Origin of the sequence: Winogradskya humida, assembly GCF_016862215.1 — a bacterium.
In the GTDB taxonomy this organism is placed as follows: Bacteria; Actinomycetota; Actinomycetes; order Mycobacteriales; family Micromonosporaceae; genus Actinoplanes; species Actinoplanes humidus.
In genome coordinates this window covers 247,014-268,519 of record NZ_BOMN01000013.1, presented here as the reverse complement: position 1 = coordinate 268,519, position 21,506 = coordinate 247,014, and the positions used below count along the sequence as shown (strand labels likewise).

Here is a 21,506-nt window from a genome sequence, read left to right as displayed (position 1 = left end):
CGGTAACCATTGCCAGAGGTATTGCAGGGCATCTATGGTTGGCAACCATCCACCGTCATTACCGAGCCCTGCTACCCGTCCGCTTGTCGAAGCGCTTCGACGGCGCCCCACCTGGTCTTACTGTTCACACCCTTTCCCGATAATTCACGGGGAAAGGGTGATTCCGCATGTCCTGGCGAAGGAAAAGATCATGCGAAAAACCCTGGCCGTTCTCGCCACCGCCCTGCTGGCATTGCCGTTCGTCCCGGGGCAGGCATTGGCCGCCCCGGCATATCCGTTCCAGAATCCGCGGCTCAGCATGGAGAGACGCACCGCCGACCTGGTCGGCCGGCTGACCCTCGACGAGAAGATCTCCCTGCTGCACCAGTACCAGCCCGCGATCCCGCGGCTCGGCATCAAGCTGTTCAAGGCCGGCACCGAGGCGCTGCACGGCGTCGCGTGGTCGAACGACATCGACAACAACGGCGCGGTGGTCACGGCGAACGGCACCTCGTTCCCGCAGCCGGTCGGCCTCGCCAGCACCTGGGACCCGGCGCTGCTCGAACGCGTCGGGGACGTGGTCGCCGACGAGGCCCGCGGCTATCACGCGCAGAACGACCGGGTGTGGGGGCTCAACCTCTGGGCGCCGGTCGTCAACCTGCTGCGCGACCCGCGGTGGGGCCGCAACGAGGAGGGTTACTCCGAGGACCCGCTGCTCACGGGCGCGATCTCCACGGCGTACGGAAAAGGTCTCGAGGGTGACGATCCCCGCTACCTGAAGACCGCCCCGACGCTGAAGCACTACCTTGCCTACAACAACGAGAAGGGCCGCGACGTCACGTCGTCGAACGTCCCGCAGCGGGTGCTCAACGAGTACGACCGCGCGGCGTTCAAGCCCGCCCTCGAGGCCGGCGCCGCGACCGGTGTGATGGCGTCCTACAACCTGATCAACGGCCGTCCCGCCACCGTGGACCCCGATCTCGGCACCCTGGTCCGGTCGTGGAGCGATCAGCCGCTGTTCAACGTCAGCGACGCGTACGCGCCGTACAACCTGACCGGCTCGCAGAAGTACTACGCGACCCAGCCCGAGGCGAACGCGGCCGTGATCAAGGCGGGCCTGGACAGCTTCACGATCGACGACGGCAACGGCACCCCGACCGTGACGTCGATCAAGGCTGCGCTCGCGCAGGGCCTGCTGACCGTCAAGGACATCGACGCCGCGGCGGGGCACGCTCTGAGCATCCGCTTCCGGCTCGGCGAGTTCGACCCCGACGGCGGACCGTACGCGAAGATCGGCGCCGACGTCATCAACGCCCCCGCCCACCAGGCCCTGGCACGCGAGACCGCCGCCGACGCCATGGTCCTGCTCAAGAACGACCGCAAGGCGCTCCCGCTCGCGACCGGCAAGGACGTCGCCGTGGTCGGCCCGCTCGGCGATGTGCTCTACAGCGACTGGTACGGCGCCCACCTGCCCTACCAGGTGACCGCCGCCGACGGCATCCGGGAGCGCGCGAAGAGCGTCACGACCAGCGAGGCGTCCGACCGGATCGCGCTCAAGGACGTCGCGACCGGCCGCTACGTGACGTCCACGGGCAGCACCGACACGACCCCCGTCTCGGTCACCGGCACCACAGCCGACGCCGCCGCGCAGTTCGACGCCGTCGACTGGGGACAGGGCGTGAACACCCTGCGCAACGTCGGGACCGGCCGCTACCTCGGCTACAACTGGGGACCGTTCATCACCCGCGACGAGCAGCCCAACGGCTGGTACGTCCAGCAGCAGTTCAAGCTCGAGGCGCAGCCGGACGGCACGTTCGTCATCCACTACGCCGGGTACGAGACGCAGGAGAGCTGGTTCGGCGCGAACACCTACGTGACGGTCGGCGCCGACGGCGCGCTCACGCTGGGCTCACCGGACGCCGCGGGCGCCGCACACTTCACCAAGGAGATCCTGTCCAGCGGCATCGACCAGGCGGTCGCGGCGGCGAAGAAGGCGGACACCGCGGTGGTCGTGGTCGGCAGCATGCCGTTCATCAACGGCCGCGAGGCGCACGACCGGAGCACGACGGCGCTCGGCGAGGGCCAGGAGGCACTCGTACGCGCGGTGCTGAAGGCGAACCCGAACACCGTGGTCGTGCTGCAGACCAGCTACCCGGACTCGATCACGTGGGAGCAGGAGCACGTCCCGGCGATCGTCTGGACGACCCACGCGGGTGCCGAGACCGGGCACGCGATCGCCGACGTGCTGTTCGGCTCGGTCAACCCGGCCGGACGGCTCACCCAGACCTGGCCGCGTAGCGACTCGACGCTCCCGGCCGACCTCAACCAGTACGACATCATCAAGACCGGGCAGACGTACCTGTACAGCAAGGACAAGCCGCTCTACCCGTTCGGCTTCGGGCTCTCCTACACCGATTTCCGCTACTCGAACCTGCGCGTGAACGGCACCACGGCCACCGTCGAGGTGACCAACACGGGCAAGCGTGCCGGCGACGAGGTCGTGCAGCTCTACACCCACCAGCGCACCTCCCGCGACAAGCAACCCCTCCAGCAGCTGCGCGCTTTCGACCGGGTCACTCTCCAGCCCGGACAGAAACGTACGGTCACCTTGCACTTCGATCGCGCTGACCTCGCGCTCTGGGACGTGACCCGGGAGCGCTGGGTCGTCGAGGACGCCACCCACGACGTCCTCGTCGGCTCGTCCTCAGCGGACATCCGCGCCCGCGGCACGCTGCATGTGAACGGCGAGACGATCCCCGTCCGCGACCTGACCCGCACCACCAGGGCGGAAGCGTTCGACGACTACAGCGGCGCGACGCTCGTCGACGAGTCCAAGGCCCGTGGCACGGCCGTCGGCGCGAACACCGACGGCGACTGGGTCTCCTACAAGCGCGCGACGATCGGGTCCACCTTCACCGCGAAGGTCGCCAAGGAGTCCGCGGGCACCGGCACGATCCAGATCCGGCAGGGCTCGGCGACGGGCAAGCTGCTCGGCACGGTCCAGGTCCCGAGCACAGGCAACCGCTACACGTACGCCACCACGTCGGCAAAGGTGACCGGCGCACGTGGCGACATCTACCTCGTGCTCAGCGCCGGGGTCCGCGTCGCCGAGTTCCGGGGGCGCTGACATGCGCAGACTCTTCGCGATGCTGCTCGTGGCGATCCTGGGCATCACCGGCTTGTCGAGCCCCGCGCACGCCGCCGACAAGCACCGGGTCAGCTATGACAACTACTCGATCACGCTCGACGGGAAGCGGGTGCTGCTGCAGGCCGCGGAGTTCCACTACTTCCGGCTGCCCAGCCCCGACCTGTGGCGCGACGTGCTCGAGAAGTACCGGGCGGCGGGGTTCAACGCCGTGTCGATCTACTTCAACTGGGCGTACCACTCGCCCAAGGACGGCGTGTACGACTTCACGGGCGTGCGCGATGTCGAGCGCTTACTGCGTACCGCCGAAGAAGTTGGCCTTTATGTGATCGCCAGGCCGGGGCCCTACATCAATGCCGAGACCACCGGGGGTGGCTTTCCCGCCTGGCTGAAGCGGGTGCCGGGGCGGGCGCGCACGAGTGCTCCCGGCTACACCCGGGCCTACCGGGACTGGCTGAACCACATCAACCCGATCATCGCCCGGCACCAGGTGACCCGTGGCACCGGCTCGGTCCTGCTCTACAACGTGGAGAACGAGTACCAGGCGAACACCGACGCGCAGTACATGGAGGACCTGCAGACGAAGGCGCGCGAGGACGGCATCACCGTGCCGATCACGACGAACGTCTGCTGCGACGCCGGTGACTGGGCGTCGACGTGGGGATCCGGGCAGGGCGCCGTGCAGATCCCGGGCGTCGACGACTACCCGCAGTCGTTCGACTGCGCCAACCCGGACACCGTGTGGGGGCCGTGGGGCGAGGGTGTCACGGAGCGGATCCGCGCGGACGCACCCGTCTTCGCCGCGGAGTACCAGTCCGGGGCGATCGACCTGAACGACGCCGGGTACGACAAGTGCCGGGAGCTGACCGGGCCCGCGTACATGAAGTACTTCCACAAGAACAACCTGATCGAGAGCGGTGCCACGGCTTTCAACTACTACATGGGTTTCGGCGGCACCAACTGGGGCTGGCTCGCGCAGCCCAACGACGTCTACACCTCCTACGACTATGGCGCGGCGATCACCGAGGCCCGCCAGCTGACCGCGAAGTACGACGAGTTCAAGCGGCAGAACTACTTCCTGCGCGCGCTCACGCCGCTGACCAAGACCGATCCGGCCGCGGGGCCCGCGTCCAGCAACCCGGCGCTGCTCGCGAAGACAAGGACCAATCCCGACACGGGTACGCAGTTCGTGCTGCTCCGGCACACCGACCGCGCGGCGCTGACCGATGACTCGGGCACGCTCGACTGGGCCACGCCGGACGGGCGGTTCGCGGTGCCCGTACGCCTCATCGGCCGCGACGCCAAGGTCCTGGTCGCCGGGTACGACCTGGGCGGGCAGCGGCTCGCGTGGTCCACGTCGGAGATCATGACCCACGAGGCGATCGCGGGCCGTGACGTCGCCGTTCTCTACGGCACGGAGGGTACGGCCGGGGCGACCACCCTGCGCTACTCCTCGAAGCCGCGCGTCACCGTGCTGGACGGCTCGGTGTCGTCCACGTTCGACAACGGGAACCTGACGCTCGGCTACACCCACCGCGGACTGGCCCGGGTGCTGATCACCGGGGGCGGCCGGCGACCGGCGTTGCTGCTCATCGGCACCGACGCGACCGCGGCGACGTTCTGGCGGGCGGACACCTCCGCCGGTCCGGTCCTCGTCCGCGGCACCTCGCTGCTGCGGTCGGCGTCCGTATCCCGTGGCCTGCTTTCCCTGCGGGCTGATACGGCTGCGGCATCCTCCGTGGAGGTATTTTCCGGACTTGCCCGGTTTGCGGTCAATGGGACGGTGGTTCCCGCGCGGCCGACCTCGTCGGGTTCGTTGCTCGGCTCGCTTTCGGGACCGGAAAGGGTCACTCTGCCGGCGCTTCGTGGCTGGACGAGCCGCACCGAGGGGTACGAGGCCCAGCCGGGCTTCGACGACTCGGCGTGGAAGATCGCCGACGCCGGGCTCGCGTCCGACGACTACGGCTTCCACAGCGGCGCCGTCTGGTACCGGGGCAGGTTCACCGCGACCGGCACCGAGACCACGATCGACACCAACGCGATCACGGGGCGCCGGGGCACGTACCTCGTCTGGCTCAACGGCCGGTTCCTCGGCTCGGCGGCCGGCGGTGTCGAGGCCGACGCCGAGGCCCCGCAGAACCCCGATCCCGGGCCCGGGCACTTCGCCGTCCCGGCCGGGGCGCTGAAACCCGGCGCGAAGGCGGTCGTGTCGGTGCTCGTGGAGAACATGGGCAACAACGACGACTGGACCGTCGACGACAACCGGTTCCGCCAGCCCCGCGGCCTGATCCGGGCGTCGGTCGGCGACACGCCGGTCACCTGGCGGATCCAGGGCGCACAGGGCGGCGAGGACCTCGTCGACCCGGCCCGCGGCCCGCTCAACACCGGCGGCCTCTACGGCGAGCGCCACGGCTGGACCCTGCCCGGCCGGCTCGACTGGCCGGCGGCGAACCCGGCGGCCGGCCCGGCGGTCAAGCCGGGCGTCACCTGGTTCCGGACCGGCTTCACGCTGGACCTGCCCCGCAAGCAGGACACCTCGGTCGTGCTGCGTTTCCCGGGCACGCCACCGGCCGGGCAGCGCATCCAGCTGTTCCTCAACGGCTGGAACCTCGGGCACTACGGCGGCAGTATCGGCCCGCAGACCGATTTTGTCCTCCCCGCCGGGGTGCTGCTGGAACACGGCGCCAACACCCTCGCGCTCGCGGTGGTCGCCGACCAGCCGGGGACGATCGCCCCACCGGAACTGGTGACCGCGGGCACGCAGCGTGGTGGAGTCACCGTCGCGGCGGTCACCGGTCGTTAGGATGCGGACGAACGGATGGAGCTACGGGGGAGGGACGATGCCGACGATCAGCGACGTCGCCCGCGCCGCCGGCGTGTCGATGAGCACGGTTTCCTACGTGCTCAGCGGCCGCCGGCCCATCTCCGCCGAGACCAGCGCCCGGGTGCGGGCCGCGATCGCCGAGCTGGGCTATCACCCGCACGCCGGGGCGCGGGCCCTGGCCAGCAGCCGGACCAGCGTCCTGGCCCTGGTGGTGCCGCTGCGGGCCGACGTCAACGTCCCGGTCATCATGCAGTTCGTGACCGCCGTCGTGACCGCGGCCCGCCGCTACCACCACGATGTGCTGCTGCTGACCAAGGACGAGGGCACGGCCGGGCTCGAACGCGTCGCCGGGGCCACGATGGTCGACGCGCTGATCGTCATGGACGTCGAGGGCGACGACGTGCGGATCCCGGCGCTCGGCCGGCTCAAACAGCCCTCGGTGCTGATCGGGCTGCCCGACGACCCCGCCGGGATCGCCTGCGTCGACCTCGACTTCGCCGCGACCGCCCGGGAATGCCTGACACACCTCGCCGGGCACGGGCATCGCCGGGTCGCGCTGGTCGGGCCGTCGCCGTCGGTCTACGAGCGGGGCACGACGTACGCCCAGCGCTTCCTCGACGGGTTCACGGACGCGTCGGCCGAGCTGGGCCTGGAGACGGTCGCGCACTCGTGCGAGCCGGGCGCGGACGGCGTACGAGACTGCCTGGCCTGGATCGACTCCGAGCAGCCGGGCACCACCGCGCTGCTGGTGCACAACGAGGATGCCCTGGTCCCGCTGCTCGACGAGCTGCGGGCGCGGGGCCGGTCGGTGCCGGGGGACCTGTCGATCGTGGCGGTCTGCCCGCGGGACGTCGCGACGTCGCTGCCCGTGAAGCTCACCTCCGCCGACATCCCCGCGCACGATGTCGGCACCCTGGCCGTCGAGACCGCGATGGCTCTGCTCGAGGGCCGCAAGGCACCGGGGACGCGGCTGCTGCCTCCGACGATCATCGAACGGGACAGCTGCGGCCCGCTGTCGTAAAGAAACCTTTCATTTCGGGCTGAGAAATGTCTTCGTCACACTGTTGACATCGACGGGACGTGAAACCTAGCGTCTGCCCCAGCCCCAATCGTCGAAGCGCTTCGACGATCACTTCGCGAAGCGCTCCGACGACCCCGGACGCCACCCCCTGGGAGACACGGCATGTTCAGACCACGATTTCTCAGCGCCGCCGGTGCGCTGCTCCTTACCGCCAGCCTTGCCCTGACCGCCTGCGGAAGCGACGGATCGGGCGATGAGGGCGCCGACGCGAAAACCCTGACCCTCTGGCATTACGAGGGTCCCAACAGCGCCATGGGCGTCGCCTGGAACAAGGCCATCGACCTGTTCAAGGCGAGCCACCCCGGTGTCGAGGTGAAGTTCGAGGAGAAGAGCTTCGAGCAGATCCAGCAGAACGCCGGCATGATCCTCAACTCGGACAGCGCCCCCGACATCCTCGAGTACAACAAGGGCAACGCGACCGCGGGCCTGCTGTCCAAGCAGGGGCTGCTCACGGACCTGACCGAGGAGGCCACGTCGCGCGGCTGGGACAAGAAGCTCTCCGCCAGCCTGCAGACCACCGCCAAGTACGACGAAGACGGCATCATGGGCAGCGGCAAGTTCTACGGCGTGCCCAACTACGGCGAGTACGTGATGGTCTACTACAACAAGGACCTGTTCAAGAAGTACAACATCGCCGTCCCGACCACGTACGCCGAGTTCACGGCCGCGATGGACACATTCGTCAAGAACAAGGTCACCCCGCTGAGCGTGGGCGGCGCCGAGTACCCCGCGCAGCAGATCTTTTACGAGCTCGCGCTCTCCAAGGGCGACCGGGCCTTCGTGGACGACTACCAGCTCTACAAGAACAAGGTCGACTTCCACGGCCCGCAGCTCACCTATGGCGCGCAGACGTTCGCCGACTGGGTGAACAAGGGCTACATCGCCAAGAACTCCGCCGGCATCAAGGCCGAGGACATGGGCGTCGCGTTCGAACAGGGCAAGTTCCCGATCCTGTACTCCGGAAGCTGGTGGTACGGCCGCTTCAACGACGAGATCAAGAACTTCGACTGGGGCACGTTCCTGTTCCCGGGCAACACCCTGCACCCCGGTTCCAGCGGCAACCTCTGGGTCGTCCCGGAGAAGAGCAAGGCCAAGAAGCTCGCGTACGACTTCATCGACATCACGATGCAGCCCGAGGTCCAGAACCTGCTCGGCAACAACGGCGGCGTCCCGGTCGCGGCGGACCCCGCGGCGATCACCGACCCGAAGAACAAGGAACTGATCGACAACTTCAACAAGGTGTCGGCCGCCGACGGTCTCGCGTTCTACCCGGACTGGCCCGCCCCCGGCTACTACGACGTCATGGTCTCCGGCGTCCAGGGCCTGATCAACGGGTCGAAGACCCCGGCCGCGTTCCTCGACGAGGTCGCCAAGCCGTACAACGAGAACCTGGCAGATCTCGGAAAATGAGCGTACGCAAGGGAGGCCGGAACTCCGGCTACGGGCTGTATCTGATCCCGGGGGTGCTGGCCTCCCTCGCGGTGATCGTGGTGCCGCTGGTCATGACCGTCGGCGTCAGCTTCACAAAATGGAACGGCGTCGGCGACCCGAAGTGGATCGGCTTCGACAACTACACCCGGCTGTTCCACGACGACCTGTTCTGGGCGTCGTTCGGGCACATCCTGCTGCTGATCGTGGCGATGGCGGTGATCCCGACGTTCGTCGGCCTGGTCCTCGCCGCGGTGTTGTTCGACTACGTCGCGAAGGTCCTCGGCGACCGCTGGGCCAAGCTGTTCCGCTCGGCCTACTACCTGCCGCAGGTGCTGCCGGTCGCGGTCACCGGCATCATCTGGGTCTGGATCCTGCACCCCAGTTTCGGGGCGCTCAACCAGATCCTGGACACCGTCGGCCTCGGCTCGCTGAGCCGCGACTGGCTCGGTGACCCGAAGTACGCCCTGTTCAGCGTCATGGGCGTGATGATCTGGTTCCAGTTCGGCTACCCGATCGTCATGTTCATGTCCGGCCTGCAGCGCGTCGACCCCGAGCTCTACGAGGCCGCCGACCTGGACGGCGCCGGCTGGTGGCAGCGCTTCCGGCACATCACCGTGAAGATGATCCGCCCCGAGCTCTACGTCGTCCTGGTCACCACCACGATCGCCGCGCTGAAGATCTTCGGCCAGGTCTTCGTCCTCACCGGCGGCGGCCCGAGCAACGCCACCATCGTCCCGTCGTACTTCGCCTACAAGAACTTCTTCGAGAAGGCCCAGGTCGGCTATGGCTCGGCGATCTCCACGGTCCTCACCGTCATGATCATCGTCCTGGCGATCATCTTCCTGCGCCTGCAGAACCGGAGCCGGGTATGAGTGTCATCGCTGCTCCTTCGCAGACCGACAGCACTGTGGAACCGCCGGCGGCCACCGCGAAGAAGCACCGCCGGCCCGGCCGGTGGGTGGTGCTGGCCGTGTTGCTGGCGCTGTTGCTGCTGGTCGTCGCGCCGATGCTCGTCATCATGGTGAACGCGTTCAAGACGCCGTCCGATTATGCGAGCAACGGCCCCCTCGCGCTGCCCGAGTCGATCAGCTTCCAGGGCATCATCGATTTCTGGAACCGGATCGACTTCAGCCGCAAACTGCTCAACAGCCTCGTGACGAGCCTGTCGGTCGCGGTGCTCGGCGTGCTGCTGTCGGTGCTCAATGCCTACGCGCTGGGCATCGGGCGGGTCCGCGGCCGGATCTGGTTCCTGGTGTTCTTCCTGGTGGCGAACCTGTTGCCGCAGGAGGTGCTGGTCTACCCGCTCTACTACATCTCCAAGGAGCTGCACCTCTACGACAGCCCGATCTCGGTCATCATCATCTTCACGGTGATCCAGAGCGCGTTCGGCACCTACCTGCTCACCTCGGTGTACGAGGAATTCCCCCGGGAGCTCCTCGACGCCGCCGAGGTCGACGGCGCCGGCCGGTGGCGCACCCTGTGGCGTGTCGTCGTCCCGGTCAGCCGTCCCACGCTCGCCGTGCTGTTCACGTTCTTCTTCATCTGGACGTGGAACGAGTTCTTCCTGCCGCTGATCTTCCTGGTGTCCAACGAGAACCAGACCGTGCCCGTGGCCCTCGGGGTCCTGCAGGGCGACAGGCTGATGGACGCGACCGCCACGAGCGCGTCCGCCCTGGTCGGCATCCTGCCCGCCCTGCTGTTCTTCCTGATCTTCCAGCGCACGCTGACCCGCGGCATCACCGCCGGCGCCATCAAGTAAAGGACCCCCACCTCGATGAAATTCACCGATGGTTACTGGCGTAAGCGGGACGGGCTGACCGTCCTGCACCCGGCCCAGCTGCAGGACTCCCGGGCCGACGGCTCGTCCCTCACCGTTTTCGCCTCGGCCAGACGGGTGCAGACCCGCAGCGACACCCTCGACGCCCCGGTCATCACGATCACCTGCACCGCCCCCGCCCCGGACGTCATCCGCGTGACCATCAACCACTTCGCCGGCGAACGCCCCAAGCTGCCCAACTTCGAGATCGCCTCGATCGACGTCTCGCCCGTCGTCGACGAGAGCTCGTTCACCTCGGGAGCCCTCACCGCGCGGTTCACTCCGGGTGACAAGTGGGGCCTGGACTTCGTCGCGGACGGCAAGCGGCTCACCGGCTCCGGCTGGAAGGGCATGGGCATCGTCGACACCGCTGACGGCGAGCACTATGTGCACGAACAGCTCGACCTGGGCGTCGGTGAGGCGGTCTACGGGCTGGGCGAGCGGTTCGGCCCGCTCGTCAAGAACGGCCAGAGCATCGACATCTGGAACGAGGACGGCGGCACCAGCAGCGAGCAGGCCTACAAGAGCGTCCCGTTCTACCTGACCAACCGTGGGTACGGCGTGCTGGTCGACAACCCGGGCCGGGTCTCCTTCGAGGTCGCCTCCGAGGTCGTGTCCCGCACCCAGTTCAGCGTCGAGGGCCAGTCCCTGTCGTACCTGATCATCTATGGCCCGACCCCGGCCGACGTCCTGCGCAAGTACACCGCGCTCACCGGCCGCCCCGCCCTGCCCCCGTCCTGGTCCTTCGGTCTCTGGCTGACCACGTCGTTCACCACGTCCTACGACGAGGAGACGGTCACCGGCTTCGTCGACGGCATGGCCGAGCGCGACCTGCCCCTGAGCGTCTTCCACTTCGACACGTTCTGGATGCGCGAGTTCAGCTGGTGCGACTTCGAGTGGGACCCGCGGATCTTCCCGGACCCGCCGGGCATGCTCAAGCGCCTCGCCGACCGAGGCCTGCGCACCTGCGTCTGGATCAACCCCTACATCGCCCAGCGCTCGTCGCTGTTCGCCGAGGGCATGGCCAACGGCTACCTGGTCAAGCGCGCCGACGGCGACGTCTGGCAGTGGGACCGCTGGCAGGCCGGCATGGCCCTGGTCGACTTCACCAACCCCGAAGCAGCAGCCTGGTACGCCGGCAAGCTCAGGACCCTGCTCGAGATGGGCGTCGACGCGTTCAAGTCCGACTTCGGCGAACGCATCCCGACGGACGTCGTCTGGCACGACGGTTCGGACCCCTCGCGGATGCACAACTTCTACACGCAGCTCTACAACAAGTGCGTCTTCGATGTGGTCAAGGAGCATCGAGGCGAGGGCGAGGCGGTCCTCTACGCCCGCTCCGCCACGGTCGGCGGCCAGCAGTTCCCGGTCCACTGGGGTGGCGACAACTCCGCCACGTACGAGTCGATGGCCGAGACCCTCCGCGGCGGCCTGTCGCTGGCGGCATCCGGTTTCGGCTTCTGGAGCCACGACATCGGCGGCTTCGAGGGCCTGCCCGACCCGGCCGTCTTCAAGCGCTGGATCCCCTTCGGCCTGCTCTCGTCACACTCCCGCCTGCACGGCAACCACTCCTACCGGGTGCCGTGGCTCTTCGACGAGCAGTCGGTCGACGTCCTGCGCGAATTCACCCACCTCAAGCTCACCCTCATGCCCTACCTCTTCGCCGCCGCCCACCAGGCGCACGAGGAAGGCCTGCCGGTGCTGCGCCCGATGGTCCTCGCCTTCCCGGACGACCCGGCCGCCACCCACCTGGACCGGCAGTACCTGCTCGGCGGTGACCTGCTGGTCGCGCCGGTGTTCAGCACCGAGGGCGACGTGAGCTACTACGTCCCGTCCGGCCGCTGGACGAAATACCTCACCGGCGAGGTGATCGAGGGCCCCCGCTGGGTCCACGAGACCCACGACTTCCACAGCGTGCCGCTCCTCGTCCGCCCGGGCGCGGTGCTGCCCGTCGGCTCCCGCACCGACAAACCCGACTACGACTACCGCGACGGCGTGACCCTGCGCCTCTTCGAACCCGAGAACGGCACTCACCGCGTACGCGTGCCGGGATCTGACGCCACCGAATTCACGGTGACGGTCACGGACGACTCGGTCCACGTCGAAAGATCGGGGGAGTCCCTGCCCTGGGCGATCCAGCTCGGCACCGCCGCCCCGGTCACGGCCGAAGCCGCCACATCATCGCTCGACCTGGCCCGCTGACCGGCTGGCCCGCTGAAAGGCTGACGTGCTGGCCCGCTGACGTGCTGGCCCGCTGACGTGCTGGCCCGCTGGCCGTGGGGAGTGTTGCATCGCGCTCCCCACGGCCGCGGCGCGCTCGGCCGGAACGGTGCTGGGAAGACCACTCCGCTGCGGCATCTTTCGTGTCAGAGCCCGTTCAGGACACGAGCGAGTGCGGACCGGCCGACCGGCCCCCAGTTCGGCTTGCCGCCGGGCAGGCCGCGGTCGCCGTTCTGGCCCATCAGCATCAGGAACAGGCACTTCATGACGGCCAGCCCGCGCGCCCGCCGGATTGTCGCCTCATCCGCGTGGGCGTAGCCGTCGAAGAACCGTGAAGCGCCTCCCCCGGGCAGCAGCAGCCAGGCGGCCCCGAGATCCCACGCGGGATCGCCGGCGAAGAGCGCGCCGAAGTCGACGATGCCCGCCAGCGTGCCACCAGTGACGACGACGTTCGCGGGATGCAGGTCACCGTGCACCCACACCGGCGGTCCCGGCCACTCGGGGGTCGCCGCTGCGTCGTCCCACACGGCCCGGACGTCGTCCTCCGCGAAGCCGTCGAGATCCACGGCCCCCAGGAAATGCTCGAACCCGCCCCGGGAGTCCTTCGGATGGGTGCCGAAGTCCGAGGGGCCCGGCGCGCCGGCGGGAGCCTCCACGTGCAGCGCCCTGAGAAACGCCGCCAGCAGGTCAGCCGCATGGTCACCGCGCACGATCGCGGCGTGGTCCAGGGGTGTGCCCTCGACCCAGGTCATCACCGTCCACATCTTGGGGAAGCGTTCGGAGGGCGCACCACTGCGCACCGGAACCGGGATCGGAAGCGGCAGGCGTGGGGCCAGCACAGGCAGCCAGCGGCGCTCCTTGAGCTGCGGCTCGGGGCTGGTGTCCATCCGCTGCATCCGGACGGCCAGGTCGTCCCCGAGGCGCCACATCTGGTTTCCCCAGCCGCCCGCCACCTCGCGGAGGGGCAGATCAGCCAGGTCCGGATGCTGCTCCCGGAGAACGTCGCGAACCAGATCCTCGCCGACCTCGACGCTCATCATGCTCTCCTCCCGTGCGGGCCGGCCGTCGCGGCGCCTGGTTCCACCTTGCCGTCTCCCCTAAGGGGAGAGTCAAGCCGTCTGGCCAGGGTGGGGATCATCACCGCCGCGGGGACGAGGTGCAGCCCCAGCAGAGCGGTGACGGTCGGGGCGGCCGCCCCGGAGATCAGGGGTGGGACCAGCGATATCACGGTCAGCGACACCGCCGTCCACACGAACCGCGAGGCGGGGCGCGCGCTCCACCGGAGGAACGCGGCGGCGAGGACGACGCCCACGAGTGAGAAGAAGGCGGTCACCACGGCGAACCCGCCCAGCGGGATCGTCTCGCCTCCGTCGGGGATCTCGAAGTCGACGCCGGCGGCCCCGGTGAGCGCGGCGGCGAGGGTGGTGGCGGCCACTGCGGCAAGCGTGGCGACGAGTCCGGTGACGGCGAGTCTCACTTCGTACCGTCCGCGGGCAGGCGGTCCGGCAGGCCCAGGACCGGGAACCGGTCGTTGTGGAAGATGAAAACCTCGGTGATCGCTCCGCCGGAGATGCGCAGGACGTCGATGGTCAGTGGCAGGAAAGCGCCCGACTCTTCCTGCCACAGGTAGAAGGCGACGGCGGGTTGCCGGTTCACCGACGTGGCGACGGCGCGCAGGCGTCCGAGGTCTTCGAAGCCGTCCCCGACCCAGTCGCTGATCACCGCATCGCGGCCGAGGTGCAGGCCCGGCGTCGGTGGCATGGCGGAACGGGCGTCGTCGCGCAGCAGTGCGGTGAGCCCGGCGATGTCCGTTGCCACGCTGGCGTCGGTGAAGCGGCGCACCAGCTCGCGCGTACCGGAGTCCTCGCCGCCGGTCCAGTCCTGGCGCTCGGCGGGCAGGTGTTCGCGCATGCCGGCGCGGGCCCGTTGCAGCGCGCTGTTCACGGAGTTGACGGTGTCGCCGAGCAGGTCCGCGACGTCCTTCGCCGGCCAGCCGAGCACGTCACGCAGGATCAGCACGGCCCGGGGGCGCGGCGCGAGGTGCTGGACCGCGACCACGTACGCCAGCTCGATCGTCTCCCGCGCGACGGCCATGGTCTCCGGCTCGTCCGCGTCCGCCGCGGGCAGCTCGTCGAGCAGGCGGTCCGGGTAGGGCTGCAGCCACAGCACCTCGCCACCGGTCGCGGGTTCCGGGCGCGATCTGGCGAGCAGGTCCAGGCAGGCGTTGGTGGCGATCCGGTACAGCCAGGCCCGCACCGTCGACCGGCCCTCGTACGTCTCCCGCCGCCGCCAGGCCCGCAGGAACGTCTCCTGCACGGTGTCCTCGGCGTCCTCGAACGATCCGAGCATCCGGTAGCAGTGCACGTGCAACTCCCGCCGGTGCCGTTCCGCCAGCCCCGCGAAGGCGGGTTCCTCCAGCAGCATGTCCGCACTCATCACGTCATCCTCGCGTCTCGTCGTGTCCCGTCCCAGGTAAGACGGGCGACGGCGCGAAAACTCATCGGATGCTCCGGGCCAGGCGGCGGACTGCTTCGTCCATGCGGTCGGGTGGGGATGCCGCGTAGGTGAGGCGCAGGTGCGGGGCCGGGGGCTCCGCGGCGTACCAGGGGCGGCCGGGGAAGACCGACACGCCCTCGGTGGCGGCGGTTGTGGCCAGGGCGACGTCGTCCGTGCCGTCGGGGAGCTGAACCCACAGGTGGAGGCCGCCGCGGGGGATCAGCTGCGGGACCAGATCAGGCAGGTGGCGGTGCAGGGCGGTGAGGAGGGCGTCGCGGCGGTCGCGCAGAGCAATCCGGAGGGTACGCAGGTGACGTGCCCAGGCGGGAGCGGTCACGAGTTCCAGGGTGGCCTGTTGCAGGGGGCCGGAGACGTACAGGTCGTCGAGCAGCCGGGCGGAGCGGAGCCGGGCACCCGCCGGGCCGCGTGCGCCGATCGCCGCGATGCGCAGGCCGGGCGCCGCGGACTTGGTCAGCGATCGCAGGTAGATGACGTGGCCGTCCGGGTCGGCGGCGGCCAGCGGGGCGGGGGCGGCGCCGTCGATGGTGAGGTCACGGGCGTAGTCGTCTTCGATCACAAAGGCGCCTGCTTCGCGTACGGTATCCGCGATCTGAATCCGGCGGTGAGCCGCCAGGGTCGCGCCCGTCGGGTTGGCGTGCAGCGGCTGGCAGTAGAAGAGCCGTGCTCCGGTGCGAGTGAAGGCGGCGGCGAGCTGATCCGGGCGTACCCCATCGTGGTCGGCGGGAACCGGGACGACCCGCAGGCCGGCGGCCCGTGCCGTGGCCAGCGCCCCCAGATAGGTCGGGGACTCCACGAGAAGCGTGTCACCGGGGGAGGCGAGCGCCCGCAACGCCGAGGAGAGCGCGGCCTGCCCACCCGGGCAGATCACCATGTCATCGGCCCGCAGCCCGGACCCGGTCTCCCGTGCGAACCAGGCACGCAGGTCGTCGCGGCCCTCAGCCGGCCCACGCTGCCAGGCGCTCGGCTGCCGGGCGGCCCGGGCCAGTGCGGCACCGAGCGCGGCGGTGGGCTGCAGGTCGGCGTCCAGGTAGCCACCGGTCAGCGGAATTGCGCCCGGACGCGGTAACGCCAGTAACGCCTGCATCTCGTCCTCGCCCGGCTTGCGGGCGCCGAGCGCGACGGTCTGCCACGACAGATCGGGGGCGTCACCGGTCGCGGGGCGATCCGCCACGAACGTGCCTCTGCCCGGGCGTGCCTCCACCAGGTCTTGCGCCACGAGCTGCCGGATCGCCTCGGCGACGGTGACCGGCGAGGCGTGATGCCGGGCGGTCAGCTCCCGCACCGAGGGCAGCCGCGCACCAGGAGCCGCCGCGGCCACGAGCCTGCGCAGATCTTGGATAACGCGATCGGCTGCGTTACCGTCATTCATGAGAAGTAAGAGTAGCGCTACAGGCCGGAAAGCGATAACGCTCGGGGCGCTGGGAGTGCTCGCTTTCAGCCTGACGCTCCCCGCCACCCGGGTCGCCGTGCACGACCTCGACCCCTGGTTCGTGGCGTTCGGCAGAGCTGTCGGCGCGGCGGTGCTCGCGGGGGCGTACCTGTATCTCACCCGCGCCCCGCTCCCTCGGCACTGGAGGCGCCTGGCGATTGTCGCGCTGGGTGTCATCATCGGGTTCCCACTGTTCACGTCGCTCGCGCTGACCACCCAGACCGCCGCCCACGGCGCGGTCGTCGTCACCGTCCTGCCCGCCATGACCGCTGTCTTCGCCGTCCTGCGCGCCGGGGAACGCCCGCCGCCGCTCTTCTGGGTCGCCGGCCTGAGCGGTCTCCTGCTGGTGCTCACGTTCCTGATCGCCACCGGCACCGTCCACGGCGGCCTCAACCCCGCGGATTTCTTCCTCCTGGCGGCGGTCGTCCTGTGCGGACTCGGGTACGCCGAGGGTGGCGCCCTCGCCCGTGACCTCGGCGGTGCCCGGACGATCTGCTGGGCGCTGCTCCTCGCCCTCCCGGTCACACTGCCCGTCACCGTTGTCGCCGCGGTGTCCCATCCGCCGCACACGGGTGCCGCGGGGTGGTCGGCGTTCGCGTACCTGACGACGGTCTCGATGTTCCTGGGCTTCTTCGCCTGGTACGCCGGCCTGGCCCTCGGTGGCATCGCCCGCGTCGGCCAGCTCCAACTCGCCCAGCCGATCCTCACCCTGCTCTGGTCGGCATTGCTCCTCGCCGAACCCGTCACCCCGGCCACGATCGCCACGGCGGTGCTGGTCCTCGCCTGCGTGGTCGCGATTCAGCGCGCCCGCACCCGGCGCGTCCTGACAGACTCGCTGCCGTGACGGCGCTGGTATTGCCCGAGGGGCAGTGGTGGGACTGGGAGATCATGACGTGGACGGCGGGGACGCTGACGCTGGCCGCGAGCACGGATCTCACGTACCACCATGGGCTTGAGGTCATCGTCAGTGACGTGGGGTTCGTGCAGTGCCCGTCTTTGTTTCATCACGCGGTGTTCCGGGAGCCCACCGCCGCCGAGCGGGACTTCGTGCTGCGGCAGTCGGCCGGGGACGCACCGCTGATCGTCGCGTTCGACCACAACGAGCACGACGCCGCAGGGCGGGCGATGTCCGGGCTCATCGGTGCTGCGGACGTGCGGGTCGTGACGGGTACTGCGTACCGTTATCTCAGGCCCGGCCTTCGGCCAGGGGAACGCCTGGCGAGCGAGGTCATCGGCGGTGGTGGAAACGAGTGATGGCGGCTGCCACAAGGGCGGCGAGCAGTGCCCAGACCGCCGTGCTGAGCAAGTTGTTGGACATGCTCGCGCGATCGATGCCGAGCACGCGGCCGGCACGTACCACGAATCTGAGCGTGACCGGCAGCAGTTCCCTGGCGACCAGGATCCCCAGCACGATCACGACCGCGTTCCGGCGAAAAAGGGTGAAGCCGTGCGCGAGCGTCTCGCTGAGTTGGCGGCCCGGTGACCGCGAATCATGCTGAGCCCAGGTACGCCTCCACGAGTGCAGCGCCACCACAATCTGAGCGGTCAGCCATACGTGGCGGTTGCTTTCGTAGTCCTCGAATCGCCAGGCACCGTCGGCTGACTGCATGTCGACAAGATGGCGCACCGCCTGGCGGCACGCACGGCGGGCAGCTGGGTCATGGCCCGCGGAATGCATAAGGGCAAGCAGTGCCCGCCAGGCCGAGTAATTGAGGCAACGTTGCGGCCTTCGAGGGCTGCCGACCGTGAACCACTCGTCGTAACTGTTCGGCCAGCTGCCGTTATCGCTCTGCCGCGAAATGATGAAGGCGGTGGCCCCACGGACCACGTCCTCGCGTGGTGAGACCCCCGCTTCACAGAGCGCGAACACTACCTGAGCGGTGGTGGCCACATTGGGCACGGCGCCGTGCGACACGCCCCACGCCCGGCTGTCCGGATCCTGTGCCAGCTTCAGATGCTCGACGATCTTTTCGATGACACCTTCCTCGCCGCGACGACGCAGGCTCTCCCGGTATTTTGCGAACGCCCAGAGCGCGAGCGCCGTCGGCATTGTCCGCTGATCCTGGATGTCCGCCGGCGTGGTCATGACCCCGCCGCCGGGCGCGACGCAATCGAGCAGATAGGTGAGTGCACCCTTGACAGTGGGGTCGGACCCGTCGAGACCGAGCTCGCCAAAAGCGACGAGCGCCCACGCTGTTGCCTCCGCAGAGGGGTATTCGACCTCGCACGAGTCGAAACCGCCGGATTCCACCTGCTGTGTGCGCACCCATATGAGGGCATCTCGAAGGCGGTCATTGAGCGGCCGTCCCGTGTGCTCGAGGTATTGAGCGCGAATGCCGTCGACGGTCCCGCCCCAGACAGTCAATTCCGTAGTGCCCGGAAACTGGGGCCACCCGGCTCCTGCGCCGCCGCGCGGCTCCGGAATGTAGGAACTCCAGAGCCATGCGTGGCCCCTGGCGATCGCGGCGTCAAGGGCCGTACCGCTCTGCTGTGGCACTTCTCGTTGCATACGGTCCACCAGGAGTTGGAGCGGACGTTGCCTTATTCGCGTCGACTCTCCCAAAGCCGAACCATTTATGCCATCTGGGCCAACATTCGACAAATAGATACACGATGGAGTGAATTGTGTTTCTTGAAATCGAGGGAAAGGTGGCCCTCTTTCCAGTGAGCGGTGAGCAGACGTGCCCGGTCGCTCTGCCAGTCGAGGTGGGCATGGCCAGAGCCGGCCGCCTGGGTCCAGTATGGAGTGGCTGACGGGTTACGACGGGAGGAGACCGACGTGGCGAAGCCGACGATTGTTCTTGTGCACGGGGCGTGGGCTGATGCGTCCAGCTGGAATGCTGTCGCGGCTGAGCTGCGAGGGCAGGGGTTCACCGTGCTCGCGCCGCCGAACCTGTTGCGGGGGCCGGCGGGGGATGCCGCGTACATTTCGTCGTTCCTGGCTCAGCGGACCAGCGGGCCGGTGGTGCTGGCCGGGCATTCGTACGGGGGATTTGTGATCACCAATGCCGCGACCGGTGGCGGTGACGTGCGGGCCCTGGTCTACGTCGACGCGTTCATCCCGGACGAGGGGGAGTTCGTCTTCCAGATCCTGGGCGGGTCGGGGTCGGCGCTCGATGTGCCCGACCCGACGACCGTTCTCGACATCGCCGGGTATCCGGGCGCGCCGGAGGGTGACGCCGAGGCGTTCCTGAAGCCCGGCACCGTGCACAACTCCTTCGCCCAGGACCTGCCCGAGGCGGACCGGTGGCTGATCGCCGCGGGACAGCGGCCGATCACACTGAGCGCCAACACCACCCCGTCGGTCACCGCCGCGTGGAAGACCCTGCCGAGCTGGGCCGTGGTCGGCACCGAGGACAAGGTCATCCCGCCGGCGGTGCAGCGTTCGATGGCCGAGCGTGCCGGCGCGAAGATCATCGAGGTGGACGGGTCACACGTGTCGATGGTGTCGCAGCCGCGGACCACGATCGACACCATTCTGGCCGCCGCCGCCCACGTCGGCGACTGACTTCCCCGGCTGGGACGCGAACCGCGCGACGCTCAAGGCTCTCAGGCCCCGTCGGCCATTCTCCAGTGAGGGTCGCGGCCGATGAAGCCGAGCAGCCGGGTCTGGGCGTCGGCGTCGTCCTTCACGGGTACGCGGGGACCGTACTGCCCGGATCCGCGCATGATGTCCTCGATCGGTTCCATGCCGGCCAGCATCTCGGCGCAGAAGGTGGGGTCGAGGTGGTCGTCCTGGCCGGTGGCGCGGGCGAGGTCCCAGGTGTGCATGAAGACGTCGGCCGTGTAGAACTGGTTGATCGCCCGGTCGAGGGGGATCTCGCCGATGTGGGGGTTGCTCAGGACGAGGCCGGCGGTTGCCGGGTCGTCGAGCAGGGCCTGGACGGCGTCGACCTGGGTCTGCCACGCGGCGGCCGGGTCGTCGTCGACGCTCGGGCCGGCCGGGAGCTTGATGCCGCTGCCGCCGGCCAGGAACGGCGGGAACCAGTCCGTGAGGTGGCGTACGACGTCGCGGGCGGTCCATTCGGCGACCGGCGAGGGAACGTCCCACGACCGGGTGCCCCGGACCCGGTCGGTGAAGGCGCGGCCGATCTCGCGGTGGCGTTCGGCGGGCTGGTCAGACAGTGCCATCGGTGAGCATCCTCTCGAGTGTGGCGTAGCCCTCGTTGACCCCGGTCTCCATGCCGCTGCGCAGCCACGCGTCGCGGCTCTCGAAGCTGTCCACGAGGGACTGGGTGCGCAGGCGGGTGCGGCCGTTGCCGAGGTCGTCGAACCACAGCGTTTCCAGGGCGACGCCGTCCGGCTCGCCCTCGAACGTGAACGTCTGCACGATGCGGTCCGGCCGGACGTCGTGGAAGCAGCCCCGGAACGCGTACTCCTCATCGCCGCGGGTGGACACGAAACGCCAGCTGCCGCCGGAGCGCGCGTCCCACTGCTCGATGCGGGTCGTCAGGGAGCTCGGGCCGACCCACTGGGCGAACATCTCCGGGTCGGTGTGCGCCCGGAACAGCTGCTCGGGCGTGCCCGCGAACTCGCGGGTCATGCGGATGGCGGGCACGTTCGGGTCGGCTTCGATCGTGGTCTCGGTGACGGTGCTCATGCCGCGCTTCCGTTCTGCTCGTCGGTGCCGGTCTCAGTGTCGTTCAGTTGTGCCAGGAGCGTGTCCAGACGGCGGTAACGCTGCTCCGCCTGACGCCGGTAGCGCTCGATCCACTTGTCCATCAGGTCGAAGACCTCCGCTTCCAGCCGGACCGGCCGGGGCTGAGGGCCCGCCGGCCGGGTCACCACGCCGGCGTCCTCCAGCACCTTCAGATGCTTGTAAACCGCCTGGAGGGACATCTCGTACGGCTCGGCGAGCTGATTCGCCGTCGCATCGCCCGCCGCCAGCCGGGTCACCATGTCGCGCCTGGTCGGATCAGCAAGAGCCGCGAACACGCGGGACAGCTCGTCCACGCCCACTCCTTTCAACCCGTCAGTTGAAAGTAAAGGTAGGCCGCCGTTCGAAACTTGTCAACCGGCGGGTTGAAAGCAGGCGGCTGGGACGTGACGAGGCCGACGCCGGCG

18 protein-coding genes are annotated in these 21,506 nt (G+C 69.1%); 10 read left to right on the top strand and 8 right to left on the bottom strand.

All coding sequences use genetic code 11. From position 1 onward, the window contains the following. Positions 1-190 precede the first annotated feature (190 nt). From Ahu01nite_RS05985 to yicI, 7 genes are all read left to right on the top strand, one after another. Complete coding sequence (locus tag Ahu01nite_RS05985) at positions 191-3,106, top strand: glycoside hydrolase family 3 protein (protein ID WP_203835366.1); 2,916 nt, start codon at positions 191-193, stop codon at positions 3,104-3,106. A gap of 1 nt (position 3,107) precedes the next feature. Beyond that, complete coding sequence (locus Ahu01nite_RS05980; protein ID WP_203835365.1) at positions 3,108-5,927, top strand: beta-galactosidase; 2,820 nt, start codon at positions 3,108-3,110, stop codon at positions 5,925-5,927. 37 nt (positions 5,928-5,964) lie between these two features. Next, positions 5,965-6,969, top strand: coding sequence for a LacI family DNA-binding transcriptional regulator (locus Ahu01nite_RS05975; RefSeq protein WP_203835364.1), 1,005 nt, complete (start codon positions 5,965-5,967; stop codon positions 6,967-6,969). A 162-nt stretch (positions 6,970-7,131) separates the two neighbouring features. Next, entirely contained in the window at positions 7,132-8,439 is a 1,308-nt protein-coding gene (locus tag Ahu01nite_RS05970) for an extracellular solute-binding protein (protein WP_203835363.1), read from the top strand. Further along, a complete protein-coding gene (locus Ahu01nite_RS05965; RefSeq protein WP_203835362.1) occupies positions 8,436-9,332 on the top strand; it encodes a carbohydrate ABC transporter permease in 897 nt (298 codons plus the stop codon). Before Ahu01nite_RS05970 ends, Ahu01nite_RS05965 begins: the two co-directional genes overlap by 4 nt. Beyond that, a complete protein-coding gene (locus tag Ahu01nite_RS05960) occupies positions 9,329-10,219 on the top strand; it encodes a carbohydrate ABC transporter permease (protein WP_203835361.1) in 891 nt (296 codons plus the stop codon). Before Ahu01nite_RS05965 ends, Ahu01nite_RS05960 begins: the two co-directional genes overlap by 4 nt. A 15-nt stretch (positions 10,220-10,234) precedes the next feature. Continuing rightward, positions 10,235-12,478, top strand: coding sequence for an alpha-xylosidase (gene yicI / locus Ahu01nite_RS05955; RefSeq protein WP_203835360.1), 2,244 nt, complete (start codon positions 10,235-10,237; stop codon positions 12,476-12,478). A 164-nt stretch (positions 12,479-12,642) separates the two neighbouring features. Here the strand turns inward: yicI and Ahu01nite_RS05950 are convergent, their stop codons facing one another. From Ahu01nite_RS05950 to Ahu01nite_RS05935, 4 genes are all read right to left on the bottom strand, one after another. After that, positions 12,643-13,533, bottom strand: coding sequence for an aminoglycoside phosphotransferase family protein (locus Ahu01nite_RS05950; protein WP_307794512.1), 891 nt, complete (start codon positions 13,531-13,533; stop codon positions 12,643-12,645). Continuing rightward, positions 13,533-13,973: a DUF6069 family protein gene (locus tag Ahu01nite_RS05945; RefSeq protein ID WP_203835358.1), complete on the bottom strand. Its 441-nt coding sequence runs from the start codon at positions 13,971-13,973 to the stop codon at positions 13,533-13,535. Before Ahu01nite_RS05945 ends, Ahu01nite_RS05950 begins: the two co-directional genes overlap by 1 nt. Continuing rightward, positions 13,970-14,932: an RNA polymerase subunit sigma-70 gene (locus tag Ahu01nite_RS05940; protein WP_203835357.1), complete on the bottom strand. Its 963-nt coding sequence runs from the start codon at positions 14,930-14,932 to the stop codon at positions 13,970-13,972. The genes Ahu01nite_RS05945 and Ahu01nite_RS05940 overlap by 4 nt, the downstream gene beginning before the upstream one ends. A gap of 61 nt (positions 14,933-14,993) precedes the next feature. Further along, positions 14,994-16,382 (bottom strand): aminotransferase-like domain-containing protein, encoded by a 1,389-nt coding sequence (locus Ahu01nite_RS05935; protein WP_203835356.1) that lies wholly within the window; start codon positions 16,380-16,382, stop codon positions 14,994-14,996. Between Ahu01nite_RS05935 and Ahu01nite_RS05930 the strand changes: the two genes are divergently transcribed. Together Ahu01nite_RS05930 and Ahu01nite_RS05925 are read left to right on the top strand one after the other, a co-directional pair. Further along, on the top strand, positions 16,381-17,286 hold the full coding sequence (locus Ahu01nite_RS05930; protein WP_203835355.1) for a DMT family transporter: 906 nt from the start codon (positions 16,381-16,383) through the stop codon (positions 17,284-17,286). The two genes, Ahu01nite_RS05935 and Ahu01nite_RS05930, sit on opposite strands and share 2 nt — an antisense overlap. Then, positions 17,283-17,696, top strand: a complete 414-nt coding sequence (locus Ahu01nite_RS05925; RefSeq protein ID WP_203835354.1) for a hypothetical protein — start codon at positions 17,283-17,285, stop codon at positions 17,694-17,696. Before Ahu01nite_RS05930 ends, Ahu01nite_RS05925 begins: the two co-directional genes overlap by 4 nt. Here Ahu01nite_RS05925 and Ahu01nite_RS05920 read toward each other — a convergent pair. Beyond that, a complete protein-coding gene (locus tag Ahu01nite_RS05920; RefSeq protein WP_438874758.1) occupies positions 17,671-18,951 on the bottom strand; it encodes a prenyltransferase/squalene oxidase repeat-containing protein in 1,281 nt (426 codons plus the stop codon). The two genes, Ahu01nite_RS05925 and Ahu01nite_RS05920, sit on opposite strands and share 26 nt — an antisense overlap. A gap of 270 nt (positions 18,952-19,221) precedes the next feature. Here Ahu01nite_RS05920 and Ahu01nite_RS05915 point away from each other — a divergent pair, with 270 nt between their 5' ends. Further along, entirely contained in the window at positions 19,222-19,950 is a 729-nt protein-coding gene (locus tag Ahu01nite_RS05915) for an alpha/beta fold hydrolase (protein WP_203835352.1), read from the top strand. Positions 19,951-19,991: 41 nt separating this feature from the next. On the opposite strand, the gene Ahu01nite_RS05910 is transcribed toward Ahu01nite_RS05915, so the two are convergent. The 3 genes from Ahu01nite_RS05910 to Ahu01nite_RS05900 are packed head-to-tail and all read right to left on the bottom strand — an operon-like array spanning position 19,992 to position 21,395. Beyond that, entirely contained in the window at positions 19,992-20,573 is a 582-nt protein-coding gene (locus Ahu01nite_RS05910; RefSeq protein WP_203835351.1) for a TIGR03086 family metal-binding protein, read from the bottom strand. Then, a complete protein-coding gene (locus tag Ahu01nite_RS05905) occupies positions 20,560-21,042 on the bottom strand; it encodes an SRPBCC family protein (protein WP_203835350.1) in 483 nt (160 codons plus the stop codon). Before Ahu01nite_RS05905 ends, Ahu01nite_RS05910 begins: the two co-directional genes overlap by 14 nt. Beyond that, positions 21,039-21,395, bottom strand: a complete 357-nt coding sequence (locus tag Ahu01nite_RS05900; RefSeq protein ID WP_438874757.1) for an ArsR/SmtB family transcription factor — start codon at positions 21,393-21,395, stop codon at positions 21,039-21,041. Before Ahu01nite_RS05900 ends, Ahu01nite_RS05905 begins: the two co-directional genes overlap by 4 nt. Positions 21,396-21,506: the final 111 nt, after the last annotated feature.

Bases quoted from the DNA above. Each gene is read 5' to 3' on its own strand.
- Ahu01nite_RS05960 (WP_203835361.1), top strand. From the start codon at position 9,329: ATGAGTGTCATCGCTGCTCCTTCGCAGACCGACAGCACTGTGGAACCG.
- yicI (WP_203835360.1), top strand. From the start codon at position 10,235: ATGAAATTCACCGATGGTTACTGGCGTAAGCGGGACGGGCTGACCGTC.
- Ahu01nite_RS05930 (WP_203835355.1), top strand. From the start codon at position 16,381: ATGAGAAGTAAGAGTAGCGCTACAGGCCGGAAAGCGATAACGCTCGGG.
- Ahu01nite_RS05980 (WP_203835365.1), top strand. From the start codon at position 3,108: ATGCGCAGACTCTTCGCGATGCTGCTCGTGGCGATCCTGGGCATCACC.
- Ahu01nite_RS05940 (WP_203835357.1), bottom strand. From the start codon at position 14,932: ATGAGTGCGGACATGCTGCTGGAGGAACCCGCCTTCGCGGGGCTGGCG.
- Ahu01nite_RS05905 (WP_203835350.1), bottom strand. From the start codon at position 21,042: ATGAGCACCGTCACCGAGACCACGATCGAAGCCGACCCGAACGTGCCC.
- Ahu01nite_RS05970 (WP_203835363.1), top strand. From the start codon at position 7,132: ATGTTCAGACCACGATTTCTCAGCGCCGCCGGTGCGCTGCTCCTTACC.
- Ahu01nite_RS05985 (WP_203835366.1), top strand. From the start codon at position 191: ATGCGAAAAACCCTGGCCGTTCTCGCCACCGCCCTGCTGGCATTGCCG.
- Ahu01nite_RS05950 (WP_307794512.1), bottom strand. From the start codon at position 13,533: ATGAGCGTCGAGGTCGGCGAGGATCTGGTTCGCGACGTTCTCCGGGAG.
- Ahu01nite_RS05935 (WP_203835356.1), bottom strand. From the start codon at position 16,382: ATGAATGACGGTAACGCAGCCGATCGCGTTATCCAAGATCTGCGCAGG.
- Ahu01nite_RS05920 (WP_438874758.1), bottom strand. From the start codon at position 18,951: ATGCAACGAGAAGTGCCACAGCAGAGCGGTACGGCCCTTGACGCCGCG.
- Ahu01nite_RS05965 (WP_203835362.1), top strand. From the start codon at position 8,436: ATGAGCGTACGCAAGGGAGGCCGGAACTCCGGCTACGGGCTGTATCTG.
- Ahu01nite_RS05975 (WP_203835364.1), top strand. From the start codon at position 5,965: ATGCCGACGATCAGCGACGTCGCCCGCGCCGCCGGCGTGTCGATGAGC.
- Ahu01nite_RS05910 (WP_203835351.1), bottom strand. From the start codon at position 20,573: ATGGCACTGTCTGACCAGCCCGCCGAACGCCACCGCGAGATCGGCCGC.